The 14,782-nt window shown below is 64.9% G+C and carries 12 protein-coding genes; 9 read left to right on the top strand and 3 right to left on the bottom strand.

All coding sequences use genetic code 11. The features are described from left to right. Positions 1 to 93: 93 nt before the first annotated feature. The 4 genes from AC05QJ_RS10310 to lpdA are packed head-to-tail and all read left to right on the top strand — an operon-like array spanning position 94 to position 5,061. Positions 94 to 1,326, top strand: a complete 1,233-nt coding sequence (locus AC05QJ_RS10310) for a thiamine pyrophosphate-dependent enzyme (protein ID WP_476746756.1) — start codon at positions 94 to 96, stop codon at positions 1,324 to 1,326. Between the two features lies 1 nt (position 1,327). Further along, on the top strand, positions 1,328 to 2,386 hold the full coding sequence (locus AC05QJ_RS10305; protein ID WP_476746755.1) for an alpha-ketoacid dehydrogenase subunit beta: 1,059 nt from the start codon (positions 1,328 to 1,330) through the stop codon (positions 2,384 to 2,386). Then, the gene (locus AC05QJ_RS10300; protein WP_476746754.1) at positions 2,387 to 3,664 is read left to right on the top strand and encodes a dihydrolipoamide acetyltransferase family protein; all 1,278 of its coding nucleotides are present in this window, start codon (positions 2,387 to 2,389) and stop codon (positions 3,662 to 3,664) included. An 8-nt stretch (positions 3,665 to 3,672) separates the two neighbouring features. Next, positions 3,673 to 5,061 carry a dihydrolipoyl dehydrogenase gene (gene lpdA / locus AC05QJ_RS10295; RefSeq protein WP_476747907.1) on the top strand — a complete coding sequence of 463 codons (1,389 nt, stop codon included), beginning with the start codon at positions 3,673 to 3,675 and terminating at the stop codon, positions 5,059 to 5,061. 206 nt (positions 5,062 to 5,267) lie between these two features. Here lpdA and AC05QJ_RS10290 read toward each other — a convergent pair whose 3' ends face one another. Together AC05QJ_RS10290 and AC05QJ_RS10285 are read right to left on the bottom strand one after the other, a co-directional pair. Continuing rightward, positions 5,268 to 5,990, bottom strand: a complete 723-nt coding sequence (locus tag AC05QJ_RS10290; protein WP_476746753.1) for a TylF/MycF/NovP-related O-methyltransferase — start codon at positions 5,988 to 5,990, stop codon at positions 5,268 to 5,270. Then, positions 5,987 to 6,853 (bottom strand): phytanoyl-CoA dioxygenase family protein, encoded by an 867-nt coding sequence (locus AC05QJ_RS10285; RefSeq protein WP_476746752.1) that lies wholly within the window; start codon positions 6,851 to 6,853, stop codon positions 5,987 to 5,989. Before AC05QJ_RS10285 ends, AC05QJ_RS10290 begins: the two co-directional genes overlap by 4 nt. Before the next feature lie 335 nt (positions 6,854 to 7,188). Between AC05QJ_RS10285 and AC05QJ_RS10280 the strand changes: the two genes are divergently transcribed. Further along, positions 7,189 to 7,818 carry a hypothetical protein gene (locus AC05QJ_RS10280; RefSeq protein WP_476746751.1) on the top strand — a complete coding sequence of 210 codons (630 nt, stop codon included), beginning with the start codon at positions 7,189 to 7,191 and terminating at the stop codon, positions 7,816 to 7,818. A 385-nt stretch (positions 7,819 to 8,203) separates the two neighbouring features. On the opposite strand, the gene AC05QJ_RS10275 is transcribed toward AC05QJ_RS10280, so the two are convergent. Beyond that, the gene (locus tag AC05QJ_RS10275) at positions 8,204 to 9,406 is read right to left on the bottom strand and encodes an NAD(P)/FAD-dependent oxidoreductase (RefSeq protein ID WP_476746750.1); all 1,203 of its coding nucleotides are present in this window, start codon (positions 9,404 to 9,406) and stop codon (positions 8,204 to 8,206) included. 246 nt (positions 9,407 to 9,652) lie between these two features. Here AC05QJ_RS10275 and AC05QJ_RS10270 point away from each other — a divergent pair, with 246 nt between their 5' ends. From AC05QJ_RS10270 to AC05QJ_RS10255, 4 genes are all read left to right on the top strand, one after another. Beyond that, positions 9,653 to 10,207, top strand: coding sequence for an RrF2 family transcriptional regulator (locus tag AC05QJ_RS10270; protein ID WP_476746749.1), 555 nt, complete (start codon positions 9,653 to 9,655; stop codon positions 10,205 to 10,207). A 244-nt stretch (positions 10,208 to 10,451) separates the two neighbouring features. Beyond that, positions 10,452 to 11,363: a 5-dehydro-4-deoxyglucarate dehydratase gene (gene kdgD, locus AC05QJ_RS10265; protein ID WP_476746748.1), complete on the top strand. Its 912-nt coding sequence runs from the start codon at positions 10,452 to 10,454 to the stop codon at positions 11,361 to 11,363. A 104-nt stretch (positions 11,364 to 11,467) separates the two neighbouring features. Further along, positions 11,468 to 13,021 (top strand): galactarate dehydratase, encoded by a 1,554-nt coding sequence (gene garD, locus AC05QJ_RS10260; RefSeq protein ID WP_476746747.1) that lies wholly within the window; start codon positions 11,468 to 11,470, stop codon positions 13,019 to 13,021. A gap of 37 nt (positions 13,022 to 13,058) precedes the next feature. Continuing rightward, entirely contained in the window at positions 13,059 to 14,642 is a 1,584-nt protein-coding gene (locus tag AC05QJ_RS10255; RefSeq protein WP_476746746.1) for an aldehyde dehydrogenase (NADP(+)), read from the top strand. Positions 14,643 to 14,782 lie beyond the last annotated feature (140 nt).

Here is a 14,782-nt window from a genome sequence, read left to right as displayed (position 1 = left end):
AGTCAGGACTGACTCTCTGGTCACAAGCCGGGTCTCAGTAGCGACCGCTTCGAAGCTCAACAAAAACACAAGACAGAGCGAGCGTAAAAAAGCATGAACGAGTACGCCCCCCTGCGTCTGCATGTGCCCGAGCCTACCGGCCGGCCAGGCTGCCAGACTGATTTCTCCTACCTCCGGCTGACCGACGCCGGCAAGGTCCGTAAACCCGCCATTGACGTGGAACCGTCCGACACTGCCGACCTGGCCTACAGCCTGGTGCGGGTGCTCGACGAACAGGGCAATGCCACCGGCCCGTGGGCCGAGGACATCGACCCGCAGGTACTGCGCCAAGGCATGCGCGTGATGCTCAAGACCCGGCTGTTCGACAGCCGCATGGTGGTCGCGCAGCGGCAGAAGAAGATGTCCTTCTATATGCAGAGCCTCGGCGAGGAAGCCATCGGCGCGGCCCAGGCCATGGCCCTGAACCGCACCGACATGTGCTTCCCCACCTACCGCCAGCAAAGCATCCTGATGGCCCGCGACGTGTCGCTGACCGAGATGATCTGCCAGTTGCTGTCCAACGAGCGCGATCCGCTCAAGGGGCGCCAGTTGCCGATCATGTATTCGGTGCGCGAAGCCGGCTTCTTCACCATCAGCGGCAACCTCGCCACCCAGTTCGTCCAGGCCGTCGGCTGGGCGATGGCGTCGGCGATCAAGGGCGATACCAAGATCGCCTCGGCCTGGATCGGCGACGGCGCCACCGCCGAATCCGACTTCCACACCGCCCTGACCTTCGCCCACGTCTATCGCGCCCCGGTGATCCTCAACGTGGTCAACAACCAGTGGGCAATCTCCACCTTCCAGGCCATCGCCGGTGGTGAAGCCACTACCTTCGCCGGTCGTGGCGTCGGTTGCGGCATCGCTTCGCTGCGGGTCGACGGCAACGACTTCGTCGCGGTCTACGCCGCCTCGCGCTGGGCTGCCGAACGCGCCCGCCGCGGCTTCGGCCCGACCCTGATCGAGTGGGTCACCTACCGCGCCGGCCCGCACTCCACCTCCGACGATCCGTCCAAGTACCGCCCTTCCGATGACTGGAGCCACTTCCCGCTGGGCGACCCGATCGCCCGCCTGAAGCAGCACCTGATCGCCAGCGGCCACTGGTCGGAAGAAGAACACCAGGCCGTCACCGCCGAACTGGAAGCCGAGATCGTCAAGGCACAGAAGGAAGCCGAACAGTACGGCACCCTCGCCGGCGGACAGATGCCGAGCCCGGCGTCGATGTTCGAGGACGTCTACAAGGAGATGCCGGAGCACCTGCGCCGGCAGCGCCAGGAACTGGGGATCTGACATGAACGATCACAACACTTCAATCCAGTTGGACACCGCCATGGCGACTACCACCATGACCATGATCCAGGCCCTGCGCTCGGCCATGGACATAATGCTCGAACGCGATGACAACGTGGTCATCTACGGCCAGGACGTCGGCTACTTCGGCGGCGTATTCCGCTGCACCGAGGGCCTGCAGACCAAGTACGGCAAGTCGCGGGTATTCGATGCCCCGATCTCGGAAAGCGGCATCGTCGGCACCGCGGTGGGCATGGGCGCCTACGGCCTTCGCCCGGTGGTGGAAATCCAGTTCGCCGACTACTTCTACCCGGCGTCCGACCAGATCGTCTCGGAGATGGCCCGCCTGCGCTATCGCTCGGCCGGCGAGTTCATCTCCCCGCTGACCCTGCGCATGCCTTGCGGCGGCGGCATCTACGGCGGCCAGACCCACAGCCAGAGCCCGGAAGCGATGTTCACCCAGGTCTGCGGCCTGCGCACGGTGATGCCGTCCAACCCTTACGACGCCAAGGGCCTGTTGATCGCTTCGATCGAGTGCGACGACCCGGTGATCTTCCTCGAACCCAAGCGCCTGTATAACGGCCCGTTCGACGGCCACCACGACCGCCCGGTAACGCCCTGGTCGAAACACCCGGCCAGCGCCGTGCCCGACGGTTACTACAGCGTGCCGCTGGACAAGGCAGCGATTACCCGCCCCGGCAACGATGTCACCGTGCTGACCTACGGCACTACCGTCTATGTGTCCCAGGTCGCCGCCGAGGAAACCGGTGTCGATGCCGAGGTCATCGACCTGCGCAGCCTGTGGCCGCTGGATCTGGAAACCATCGTCGAGTCGGTGAAGAAGACCGGCCGCTGCGTGGTCGTTCACGAGGCCACCCGCACCTGCGGCTTCGGCGCCGAACTGGTGTCGCTGGTGCAGGAGCATTGCTTCCACCATCTGGAGGCGCCCATCGAGCGCGTCACCGGCTGGGACACCCCTTACCCGCATGCGCAGGAATGGGCGTACTTCCCCGGCCCTTCGCGGGTCGGTGCGGCATTGAAACGGGTCATGGAGGTCTGAATGGGCACGCACGTCATCAAGATGCCGGACATCGGCGAAGGCATCGCACAGGTTGAGCTGGTGGAATGGTTCGTCAAGGTCGGCGACACCGTCACCGAAGATCAGGTCGTGGCCGATGTCATGACCGACAAGGCCACGGTGGAAATTCCCTCGCCGGTGTCCGGCAAGGTCCTGGCCCTGGGTGGCCAGCCCGGCGAGGTCATGGCGGTGGGCAGCGAGCTGATCCGCATCGAAGTGGAAGGCGCCGGCAACCATCAGGAAAGCGCTGGCAAACCGGCTCCGGTGGTGGAAGACACACCCGCTCCCGCGCCCAAGGTGGAAACCCAGGCTGCACCTGCGGTACCCGCCGCGGCCGCCCCAGCAGTGAGCAACGTACAGAGCGCGCCGATCGTTCCCCGCGAGGCCAACGAACGTCCGCTGGCCTCGCCCGCCGTGCGCAAGCGTGCCTGGGACGCCGGCATCGAATTGCGCTATGTGCACGGCAGCGGCCCGGCCGGGCGCATCCTGCACGAAGACCTCGATGCGTTCCTTACCCAGCCGAGCCGCGGCCAGGCAGCACCGAGCGGCTATGCCAGGCGCGAAGACAGCGAGCAGATCCCGGTGATCGGCCTGCGCCGCAAGATCGCCCAGCGCATGCAGGACGCCAAGCGCCGCGTCGCCCACTTCAGCTACGTCGAGGAAATCGATGTCACCGCCCTCGAAGAACTGCGGGTGCACCTGAACAGGAAATGGGGTGACAGCCGCGGCAAGCTGACCCTGCTGCCGTTCCTGGTCCGGGCCATGGTGGTGGCGCTGCGCGAGTTCCCGCAGATCAACGCCACCTACGACGACGAAGGCCAGGTCATCACCCGCCATGGCGCCGTGCATGTGGGCATCGCCACCCAGGGCGACAACGGCCTGATGGTGCCGGTACTGCGTCACGCCGAAGCCGGCAGCCTGTGGGCCAACGCCAGCGAAATCGTGCGCCTGGCGCACGCAGCACGCAACAACAAGGCCAGCCGCGAGGAACTGTCCGGCTCGACCATCACCCTGACCAGCCTCGGCGCCTTGGGCGGCATCGTCAGTACGCCGGTGGTCAACACCCCGGAAGTGACGATCGTCGGCGTCAACCGCATCGTCGAACGGCCCATGGTAGTCAACGGCCAGATCGTCATCCGCAAAATGATGAACCTCTCCAGCTCGTTCGATCACCGGGTGGTCGACGGCATGGACGCCGCGCAATTCATCCAGGCCGTGCGCGGCCTGCTGGAACAACCCGCCAGCCTGTTCGTGGAGTGAGAGTGAGCATGCAGACTCTGGACACAACCCTTTTGATCATCGGCGGCGGCCCCGGCGGCTACATTGCGGCGATCCGCGCCGGGCAACTGGGCATTCCTACCGTATTGGTGGAAGGCCAGGCGCTGGGCGGCACCTGCCTGAACATCGGCTGCATTCCGTCCAAGGCGCTGATCCATGTCGCCGAGCAGTTCCACCAGACCCAGGCCCACAGCCAGCACTCCAACCTTGGCATCAAGGTTGCGCCGCCTAGCCTGGACATCGGCCAGAGCGTGGCCTGGAAGGACGGCATTGTCGATCGCCTGACCAGCGGCGTCGCAGCCCTGCTGAAGAAAAACGACGTCAAGGTGATCCACGGCTGGGCCAGGGTGATCGACGGCAAACTGGTGGAAATCGACGGTCAGGACCTGCGCATCCGCTGCGAGCACCTGCTGCTCGCCACCGGCTCCAGCAGCGTCGAGTTGCCGATGCTGCCGCTGGGCGGCCCGGTGATTTCCTCCACCGAGGCGCTGTCGCCCACGGCACTGCCCAAGCGCCTGGCGGTGGTCGGCGGCGGCTACATCGGCCTGGAACTGGGCATCGTCTACCGCAAGCTGGGCGTTGAGGTCAGCGTGGTGGAAGCCCGTGAACGCATCCTGCCGACCTACGACGCCGAGCTGACCCAGCCGGTGGCCGAATCGCTGAAGAAACTGGGCGTGAAGCTGTACCTGGGCCATAGCGTCGAAGGCTTCGACGCCGCCGAAAACCGCCTGCGGGTACGCACCCCGGACGGTGCCGAACTGAGCCTGGAAACCGACCAGGTGCTGGTCGCAGTTGGCCGGCGCCCGCGCAGCAAGGGCTTCAACCTCGAAGCCCTGGACCTGAAGATGAACGGCGCGGCCATTGCCATCGACGAGCGTTGCCAGACCAGCATGCGCAACGTCTGGGCCATTGGCGACCTGACCGGCGAGCCGATGCTGGCCCACCGCGCGATGGCCCAGGGCGAGATGGTCGCCGAGCTGATCGCCGGCAAGCAGCGCGCCTTTGCCCCCGCCGCCATCGCTGCGGTGTGCTTCACCGACCCGGAGCTGGTGGTGGCCGGCAAGACCCCGGAGACGGCGAAGGAAGAAGGCCTGGATTGCCTGGTGGCGCAGTTCCCGTTCGCTGCCAATGGCCGGGCCATGACCCTGGAGTCGAAGAGCGGCTTCGTGCGCGTGGTGGCGCGTCGCGACAATCACCTGATCGTCGGCTGGCAGGCGGTGGGGGTTGGCGTGTCGGAGCTGTCGACCGCGTTCGCCCAGTCACTGGAGATGGGCGCGCGGCTGGAGGATGTGGCGGGCACCATCCATGCTCACCCGACGCTGGGTGAGGCGGTGCAGGAAGCGGCGCTGCGGGCCTTGGGGCACGCCCTGCACATTTGAGGCAGCTGCAAGCTACAAGCTGCAAGCTGCAAGTAGAAGCTGCGGGGACATCCGGATTGTCCCCGCGGCCTGAAGCCAGGGTGGTACCACGCTGGCTTCGAAGCAGAGGTGTTCAGGGCTTCAAGCTGCAAGACAAGGCGATGGAGATTCCGCTTTTTCTTGCAGCTTGAGGCTTGCAGCTTGCAGCTTGCAGCTTGCAACTGACCTCACACCCGGAAGTAACCCACCGAAGAATCGAACGGCAGACGCTTGAGTTCGATCTTGTTCAGGTCCAGCACGTCGCGCAGGGCGGCGGTTTCGCCAGGGAAGTTGCGGTAGGCGACTTCGTCCAGCACCACGATGGCGCCCTTGGGCATGTACGGCAGGAAGGTTTCCAGCGCCACCTTGGTCGACGAGTACAGGTCGGTGTCGAGGATCAGCATCGCCACCACCAGGTCCGGACGGGTCTTGACGAAGGCCGGGACGGTTTCGAGGATGTCGCCCTTGACGATCTCGCAACGCGGGATGCGGTTGACCGGACGGATCAGGTCGTTGGCCTCGATCATGTCCTGGATCAGGGTCTCGTCGGTGTCGGAGAACATGCTTTCGTTGATGTCCGACGGATCTTCCTTCTCATCGATGCTGGCAAAGCCCTGGAAGGTGTCGAAGCCGATGATCGAACGGTTGATCGCATACGGCTCCAGAATCATCGACAGCTGCATGTACAGCATCAACGAATTGCCCTTGTAGACGCCGCACTCGACGATGGCGCCAGGAATGTCCTGGACCATCTTGAACAGCTCGATCCGCGACAGCGCCGCGGTCACGGCGATGCGGTTGGCGAAGACGAAGGGGGCGTCGGCCACGTATTGGGCATCGACGCGGCTCAGCACGCTGGCGCGCTTTTCGTTGTACTCGACCTCGGCAGCAGTCAGACGACGCTTGGTCATGGATTAACTCCCTGGAATTGCGAAAAGTCGCTGGCATGGAAAAGGTCTTTGAAGCCGGCCTCGACGTCGAAACAGCCGTTGTCGACGTTCGGCGCACCGCGCTTCTGAATCAGGTCCTGCAGGTGGATCAGGCGGAAGTCCACGCTGAACCGGATGCGGTCGGTGTGGTTGGCCACGGTACCGTGCAGGTGCGAACCGGAAAACACCAGCATCTCGCCGCTGTTGGCGGCCACGCGGATCTCCGCACTGTTGTCGATCTCTTCCAGTGGCACCGGGTGGACGCGGACTTCCTCGGTGATGTTGTCCTTGGCCTTGAGGCGCTGGTTGTTGATCCAGTCGGTCAGGCTCCAGGTGTGGGAAGAGTTCTGCACCGGTTTGGTGAAGTAGGCCGGGTTGATCATCATGGTCTGCTCGGGCTCGATGCTGTAGATCGGCATCCAGGTGTTGAGCTGGCAGTCGACGCTGCCGTACCAGGTGTCGCGGTGCGCCTTGTAGGCGTAGCTGACGCCGGCGTGCAGGTAGTCGTAGTTGGGCACCACGCGCACCCGTGGCACGTCGAAGATGTAGTCGTCCGGGTCGGCGCCGATTTCGAGGATGTAGTCGCGGATCAGCGCCTTGGCTTGCGGGCCGTTGGTGAACTTGCGCTTGAGCCGGGTGACGTGCTCGACGAAAGTTTCCACCGGCATCTGCTTGTGCAGCGACAGGTGATCGGTCTCGCCATCGAAGGCTTCGGTGATGCTGTGACGGGCCAGCGCACACAGTTCGTGGGCACTGCGCAGGTTGGTATCGAGGAAGATGTCGCCCGCGTAGACGTTCTCGCGGAATGCCGGCTTCTTCTGCAACTGGTTGATGTAAAGATTCATACGTGCCTCTTCCTCATAAGGACCGATGCCCACCGGACGCGGCGGGCCATGAATTGAAGTGGACGCAAGGCGACGCCACTCTGCCCGTCCGGCAGAGAACTCCAACCGCATGGGGTCCGGGTCATTGCCCGGATGTAGTGCTCTCTGGATCGGCACCGGGTGGGCAAACTTTAATGCCGCCGGGCAGCGCGCAGCGTTGCCGCAAGCGGCAAGCGGTTTCCGCCCCGGCAGCGTCTGATCAGGTCGCAAGCCCCGGTTTGCCGGGCTTTGCCAGGCTGGCACAGCTATTGCGATAGCACCGCTGAACCTGTGTCCCCACCAAGGAGCATGATCCCGTGAGCATCATCAATGGCCATGGCTGGCAGAACGTCGCCGCCAACCAGCACCGCAGCGTCGCAGCCGTTACCGGCATCGACACGCAAGCTTACCAGTCGGAAACGGCGCTGGCGTCGACGGTATCCACCGTCAGTCGCCCGAGCGCGGCGAACAGTGCGTCCGATTCGTCGTACCAGGACGCAAAGGATGCCCAGGACGAGGCGTTCGCCAAGCTCAAGGTGGCGCTGCAGAACATCGACACCGGCAGTTCCGGTGACGACGAGACCACGGGCGTCAGCGCGTCTGCCACCGGCAGCACCGGCGCCAGCGCCGCCGAACAGTTCCGTGACTACATGGCACTGTCGCCGGCCGAGAAGATCCGCCTCAAGATGCTCAGCGAACTGGGCCTGACCGAGGAAGACTACGAGGCACTGCCGCCGGAGAAGAAAGAGAAGATCGATCTTGCGATCGCCCAGCGCATCAAGGATGAGTCGGAGCTGAAGTCCATGGGCCAGGCGGAGCCGCAGATGCAGGCGGCGATGGCGGCACAGAACCTGAGCGCATCGCTGAGCCAGCAGCAGCGGGAAGCGGCCGATCCGGCCCAGGCACGCAAGGAACGGGAGGATCGGGAAGATCCGTTGAAGGTGTAAGACAGCCTTTGCAAGGTGCTTGCCGATAGACCGCGTTGGAGCTGCGGGGCGCATGCCTTGGGATCTTCAGCGCTCTCCAGATCGAGCGCCGTCCGCACGGCGCATCGCCGGCAACGCCGGCTCCCACATTTGCTGCAACGTGCCATGGCCTGCGAGATAGGCGTTGCCAGCCTTTGGTGCTCGGCGCGATAGCATGCCGTAAAAACAAGGCGAGCAACCATGGCCTGACAGGCGTAGGTACGTTGCAATGTGGGAGCCGGCGTTGCCGGCGATGCGCCGTGCGGACGGCGCTCGATTTCAAGAGCGCTGAAGATCCATCGACAAACGCTGTGCAATCACCACCCTTCAAAAACGTGTGTAGATCCTCATGCCGCAATAGCGTGCATCACGCAATCGGAATCAGCGGATCCGCCGCCGCCAGCGCCACAGCCCGGTCCGCCACCGGCGGATAGATCCACACGGTGTTGATCTGGCTCTTGAGCTGCTTGCCCTCCTCCCGCACCAGCTTCACTTCGCGCTCCCAGCCTTCGGTAAACACCGCGCCCCAGGCACCGAGGTCCAGGCAGGTGACGTACTTGGGCTGGCGATAAGGCGTCGGCGCCACGCCGAGCAGATCGGCGGCGACGTTGTTGCCGGCATGGCGGCCCAGCGGGATGGCATGCTGGCAGGTCATCAGGGCGTGGTTGCCAAGGTCGTCGGTGGCGGCGTAGGCCGTATCGCCCGCAGCGTAGATATCGGGCTGGCCGAGTACTTTCAGGTTGCCGTCCACATGCAAGCGGCCCTGGCGATCACGTTCGCCGGTAATCTGCACGGTCAGGTCGCTGGCACGCACGCCGGTGGTCCAGATTACCGTGGCAGCCTCGATGCGCTGGCCGTCGGACAGCGTCACGCCCTCGGCATCAACGGCTTCCACCGACGCCTTCAGTCGCCACTCCACACCCAGCTCGGCGCTGGCCTGGGCAATGGACGCGGCGATCTCGGCGCCTTGGGACGCACCAATGGCCTCGCCACGGTCAACGACGATCACCTTCACTTCCGCGTCCTGGCCAAGCACGGCACGCAGGCGGGCCGGCATTTCGGCTGCGGTTTCAATGCCGGTGAAACCCCCACCGGCTACCACCACGGTATTGCGCGCTGCCGACGCCGGGCGTTGCGCCAGGGATTTCAGGTGCTCTTCAAGACGCAGCGCTTCTTCGAGCTGGTCCACATCGAATGCATGCTCAGCCACACCAGCCATGTCCGGGCGCGCCAGGCCGCTGCCGGTGGCGAGCACCAGCTTGTAGAAATGGCTGATCGCAAGATTGCCCTGGGCATCGCGGTATTCGACGCGCTTGCCGGCCACATCGATGGTCTGCGCGAAGCCCTGGATGAAACGCACGCCCACCGCCTCGAACAGCTCACCCAGCGGCGCCACGGCGCGGGCAACATCGGCCTCGTAGAAACGCGGGCGGACACGCAGTTCCGCCTGGGGCGCCAGGACACTCACGGTAACGTCCGTGCGGCCATGGATATCCAGCAGGCGGGTCGCGCTCAGGGCGCTCCACAGGCCACCAAAACCGGCACCGAGAATCAGGATGTGCTGTTGCATTGTTGTGCTCCGCTTGAGAAAGGATTCGATTTATCAACTACGACTCTATTGATCGTAGTTAATAAAAACAAGCTACCGTTCATCGCTGCCCTGCTCGCCGGAGCTGGAAAATCCCTCTGACGCCTTGATCCAAGCGGATTCAGGCATCTGAAAATATTTTCGGGCTGACGGAAGGTCGCTTTCGGCTTTGCCGGCGAGTGGCACAGGCTGGTAGTATTTGCGACCAGTTCAGTCGGAGATAACGCGATGTCGCTTTACAGTGCGGGGGTCGAATACGGCATTCACTGCCTGATATTCCTGGTGGGTGACGGCGGCGAAAGCCGCGATGCCAGCGTGCGCGATCTGGCCGAGCTGCAGGGCGTGCCGCAGGACTATCTGGCGAAGATCTTCACCAAGCTGGCCAAGAGCAAGCTGGTAGTGGCGACCGAGGGCGTACGCGGCGGCTTTCGCCTGGCCCGCCCGGCTGACGAAATCACCCTGCTGGATATCGTCGGCGCCATCGACGGGCGCAAACTGATTTTCGACTGCCGCGAGATCCGCGGCCGCTGCGCCCTGTTCGACGGCGAACCGCCCGCTTGGGCCACCGAAGGCCCGTGCGCCGTGCATGCGGCGATGATCACCGCGCAGAAACGCATGGAAGAAGCTCTCGCCCAGCAGACCGTGCTCGACCTGGCGCGCAAGGTCGGGCGCAAAGCCCCTGCCGGGTTCGCCGCCGAGGTTGGCGACTGGATGAGCGGGCGGCGGGAGAAGAAGGCCACGGCGGATGAGACGCAGATTCCGCTGGTCGAACTTCCTTCCTGACACGATCCCCTTGACGCCAGTGCCTGCGAAATGCGGGCACTGGTGCAATTGTCATACGACAACACTCCCGTGCTAAACGCCTCTACAACCCCCGCCGAATCTGCCATCGATCCTCTACGGGCCTCCTGAACAATCCACAGCCGCAGAAAAATTCCATATTCCGGGCTAGTCATCGCGCAAGTTGTACGATAACGTAAGACAACACCTAAGCCGCCCCACTCATCAGACCTCAAGGTTTCACACAATGACTCCACAAGAACTGAAATCCATCCTGTCCCACGGCCTGTTGTCTTTCCCCGTTACCGACTTCGACGCCCAGGGCGACTTCCACCGTGCCGGCTACATCAAGCGCCTGGAATGGCTCGCCCCCTACGGTGCCAGCGCCCTCTTCGCCGCTGGCGGCACCGGTGAGTTCTTCTCCCTGGCCGCCAGCGAATACAGTGAAGTGATCAAGACTGCCGTGGACACCTGTGCCGGCTCCGTACCGATCCTCGCCGGTGTCGGCGGCTCCACCCGCCAGGCCATCGAATATGCTCAGGAAGCCGAGCGCCTGGGCGCCAAAGGCCTGCTGCTGCTGCCCCACTACCTGACCGAAGCCAGCCAGGACGGCGTGGCCGACCACGTCGAGGCGGTGTGCAAATCGGTAAACATCGGCGTGGTGGTCTACAACCGCAACGTCTGCCGCCTCAACGCCACGCAACTGGAACGCCTGGCCGAGCGCTGCCCGAACCTGATCGGCTACAAGGACGGCCTGGGCGACATCGAACTGATGGTGTCGATCCGTCGCCGCCTGGGCGATCGCTTCAGCTACCTCGGCGGCCTGCCGACCGCCGAAGTCTACGCAGCGGCCTACAAGGCCCTGGGTGTGCCGGTGTATTCGTCTGCGGTGTTCAACTTCGTGCCGAAGACCGCCATGGACTTCTACAACGCCATCGCCCGCGACGACCACGCTGCCGTCGCCAAGCTGATCGACGACTTCTTCCTGCCGTACCTGGATATCCGCAACCGCAAGGCCGGCTATGCCGTGAGCATCGTCAAGGCCGGAGCCCGCATTGCCGGTTATGACGCAGGCCCGGTCCGCACGCCACTGACCGACCTGACCGGCGAGGAATACGAAATGCTCGCCGCGCTGATGCACAAGCAAGGCGCCCAGTAAGCGTCACGCGGGTATCCGCCACGGGCTGCCGCGGGTCACTGCAATGACCCGCCGCGGCCCGGACCTGCCTGGAATTCCTGAACAAGAACGACAAGGGCCAACCCATGCAGTTGATCGAACATTCCGACTCACCGCGCTATGTCCGCCTGCACGCCGAGGACAATGTCGTGGTGGTGGTCAACGACCAGGGCCTGGCGGCCGGCAGCCGCTTCGGCGATGGCCTGACCCTGGTGGACAACGTGCCGCAGAGCCACAAGGTGGCACTGGTCGATATCCCCAAGGGCGAGCCGGTGCGCCGCTACGGCCAGGTCATCGGCCATGCCCTGCAGGACCTGCCCCGTGGCAGCTGGGTGCGGGAAACCCAGTTGGCGATGCCCGAGGCCCCGGCCCTGGACCGCCTGCCCATGGCCGACGCCACGCCCGCCGCCCTGCCGCCACTCGAGGGCTACAGCTTCGAGGGCTATCGCAACGCCGATGGCACCGTGGGCACGCGCAACATTCTCGGCATCACCACCACCGTGCAATGCGTGGCCGGGGTGCTGGAGCACGCGGTGGCGCGGATTCGCACCGAGTTGCTGCCGCGCTACCCCAACGTCGACGACGTGGTCGCCCTGACCCACAGCTACGGCTGCGGCGTGGCAATCAACGCCCGCGACGCCTACATCCCGATCCGCACCGTGCGCAACCTGGCGCGCAACCCCAACCTCGGCGGCGAAGCGCTGGTCATCAGTCTCGGCTGCGAAAAGCTGCAGGCCGACCAGGTGATGCATGAAGGCGACGCGTCGGTAGACCTGAGCGAGCCTTGGCTGTATCGCCTGCAGGACGCCGAACTGGGCTTTGGCGAAATGATCGAGCAGATCCTCGAACTGGCCGAGGCCCGCCTGAAGAAACTCGACCAGCGCCGCCGCGAAACCGTCCCCGCCAGCGAGCTGATCCTCGGCATGCAATGCGGCGGCAGCGATGCCTTTTCCGGCATCACTGCCAACCCGGTGCTGGGTTTCGCCAGCGACCTGCTGATCCGCGCCGGCGCCACGGTGATGTTCTCGGAGGTGACCGAGGTGCGCGACGCGATCTACATGCTCACCTCCCGCGCCCGCACCCCGGCGGTGGCCGACGCGCTGGTACGGGAAATGGACTGGTACGACCACTACCTGCAACGGGGCGCCGCCGACCGTAGCGCCAATACCACGCCGGGCAACAAGAAAGGCGGCCTGTCGAACATCGTCGAAAAGTCCCTGGGCTCCATCGTCAAGTCCGGCAGCAGCGCCATCAGCGGCGTGATCGGCCCCGGCGAGCGGGTCAGCGGCAAGGGCCTGGTGTTCTGTGCCACGCCGGCCAGCGACTTCATCTGCGGCACCCTGCAACTGGCCGCCGGCATGAACCTGCACGTGTTCACCACCGGGCGCGGCACCCCTTACGGCCTGGCGATGGCGCCGGTGGTCAAGGTCTCGACCCGCAGCGAACTGGCGCGGCGCTGGCCGGACCTGATCGACCTCGACGCCGGCCGGATCGCCAGTGGCCAGGCCAGCATCGAGTCGCTGGGCTGGGAGCTGTTCCGCTACTACCTCGACGTCGCCAGCGGCCACCAGCGCACCTGGGCCGAGCGGCACCGCCTGCACAACCACATCACCCTGTTCAACCCCGCGCCGGTCACTTGAGCCGGCGCTCGTTTTCATCCCTTTCCGGAGATCCATGATGCCCAGCGTTCTCGGTCACAACTTCATCGGCGGCAGCCGCAGCGCCACCGGCAGCGTCACCCTGCACAGCGTCGACGCCAGCACTGGCGAAGCCCTGCCCTTCACCTTCCACCAAGCTACCCCGGCGGAAGTGGATGGCGCAGTCGCCGCTGCCGAAGCGGCCTTCGCCGAATTCCGCCAACTGAGCCCGGAGCGCCGTGCGGTGTTCCTCGACACCATCGCCGACGAACTGGACCAATTGGGTGACGATTTCGTCGCCCTGGTCTGCCGCGAGACCGCCCTGCCCGCCGCCCGCATCCAGGGTGAGCGCGGCCGCACCAGCGGGCAGATGCGCCTGTTCGCCCAGGTGCTGCGCCGTGGTGATTTCCTTGGAGCACGTATCGACCTGCCGCTGCCGCAGCGCACACCGCTGCCACGGGTGGATATCCGTCAAATGCGTATCGGCGTCGGCCCGGTGGCGGTGTTCGGCGCCAGCAACTTCCCGCTGGCCTTCTCCACCGCCGGCGGCGACACCGCCGCAGCACTGGCAGCGGGCTGCCCGGTGGTGTTCAAGGCCCACAGCGGCCATATGGCCACCGCCGACCTGGTGGGCTGTGCCATCGTTCGCGCCGCCGAACGCAGCGGCATGCCCAAGGGCGTGTTCAACATGATTTTCGGCGCCGGCGTGGGCGAGCAGCTGGTGCGTCATCCCGCCATTCAGGCTGTGGGCTTCACCGGCTCCCTCGCCGGTGGCAACGCCCTGTGCAAGATGGCCGCCGAGCGCCCGCAGCCGATCCCGGTGTTCGCCGAGATGAGCAGCATCAACCCGGTGATCGTGCTGCCGGAGGCGCTGGCCGTGCGCGGCGAGACCATCGCCCGCGAACTGAGTGGTTCGGTGGTACTGGGATGCGGCCAGTTCTGCACCAACCCCGGCCTGGTGATTGGCGTAAGCTCCCTGGCCTTCAGCGCGTTCGTCGAGCAACTGCAGGAGCAGATGGCTGTCCAGCCGGCGCAGACCATGCTCAACGCGGGCGGTCTGCGCAGCTACGCCAAGGGTCTGGAGCACCTGCACGGGCATCCGCAGGTCACTCACCTCGCCGGCCAGCCGCAGCGCGGCAACCAGGCACAGCCGCAGTTGTTCAAGGCGGATGTTGCGCTGCTGCTGGAAGGCGATGAGTTGTTGCAGGAAGAAGTCTTCGGCCCGGCCACCATCGTCGTCGAAGTGGCAGATGATGCGCAGCTGGTCGAAGCCCTGCGCGGCTTGCGCGGCCAGTTGACCGCCACCCTGATCGGCGAAAGCGCAGACCTGGAAGCCTATCAGCACCTGCTGCCGCTGCTGGAGCAGAAGGTCGGGCGGATTCTGGTGAATGGTTATCCGACCGGTGTCGAGGTGTGTGACGCCATGGTTCACGGCGGGCCGTACCCGGCGACCTCCGATGCCCGCGGCACTTCGGTGGGCACCCTGGCGATCGATCGCTTCCTGCGGCCGGTGTGCTACCAGAACTATCCACAGGCCCTGCTGCCGGCGGCGCTGCGCGACGGTAATCCGCTGGGGATCCGGCGGTTGGTGAATGGGGAGTGGTCAGAGGAGAAGATTGACTGAGTGCCCGTTCTTTGAGGGCCGTTTTGCGGCCCTTTTTGGGTTCTTCATGGAAGGAAGGCGCCAGACAAACATCGGCATGCACCTGTCAGCCTTGATGCGGCCCCCCACGGAACAACGTAAAGCCCTTTTCGGAAAGCCCG

Source organism: Pseudomonas sp. TUM25319, assembly GCF_056388475.1.
The sequence above is the reverse complement of the archived record's forward strand: the minus strand, read 5'-3'. Positions and strand labels throughout refer to the sequence as shown.

Coding starts and splice junctions, on each gene's coding strand:
- AC05QJ_RS10310 (WP_476746756.1), top strand. CDS start 94: ATGAACGAGTACGCCCCCCTGCGTCTGCATGTGCCCGAGCCTACCGGC.
- AC05QJ_RS10305 (WP_476746755.1), top strand. CDS start 1,328: ATGAACGATCACAACACTTCAATCCAGTTGGACACCGCCATGGCGACT.
- AC05QJ_RS10300 (WP_476746754.1), top strand. CDS start 2,387: ATGGGCACGCACGTCATCAAGATGCCGGACATCGGCGAAGGCATCGCA.
- lpdA (WP_476747907.1), top strand. CDS start 3,673: ATGCAGACTCTGGACACAACCCTTTTGATCATCGGCGGCGGCCCCGGC.
- AC05QJ_RS10290 (WP_476746753.1), bottom strand. CDS start 5,990: ATGACCAAGCGTCGTCTGACTGCTGCCGAGGTCGAGTACAACGAAAAG.
- AC05QJ_RS10285 (WP_476746752.1), bottom strand. CDS start 6,853: ATGAATCTTTACATCAACCAGTTGCAGAAGAAGCCGGCATTCCGCGAG.
- AC05QJ_RS10275 (WP_476746750.1), bottom strand. CDS start 9,406: ATGCAACAGCACATCCTGATTCTCGGTGCCGGTTTTGGTGGCCTGTGG.
- AC05QJ_RS10270 (WP_476746749.1), top strand. CDS start 9,653: ATGTCGCTTTACAGTGCGGGGGTCGAATACGGCATTCACTGCCTGATA.
- kdgD (WP_476746748.1), top strand. CDS start 10,452: ATGACTCCACAAGAACTGAAATCCATCCTGTCCCACGGCCTGTTGTCT.
- garD (WP_476746747.1), top strand. CDS start 11,468: ATGCAGTTGATCGAACATTCCGACTCACCGCGCTATGTCCGCCTGCAC.
- AC05QJ_RS10255 (WP_476746746.1), top strand. CDS start 13,059: ATGCCCAGCGTTCTCGGTCACAACTTCATCGGCGGCAGCCGCAGCGCC.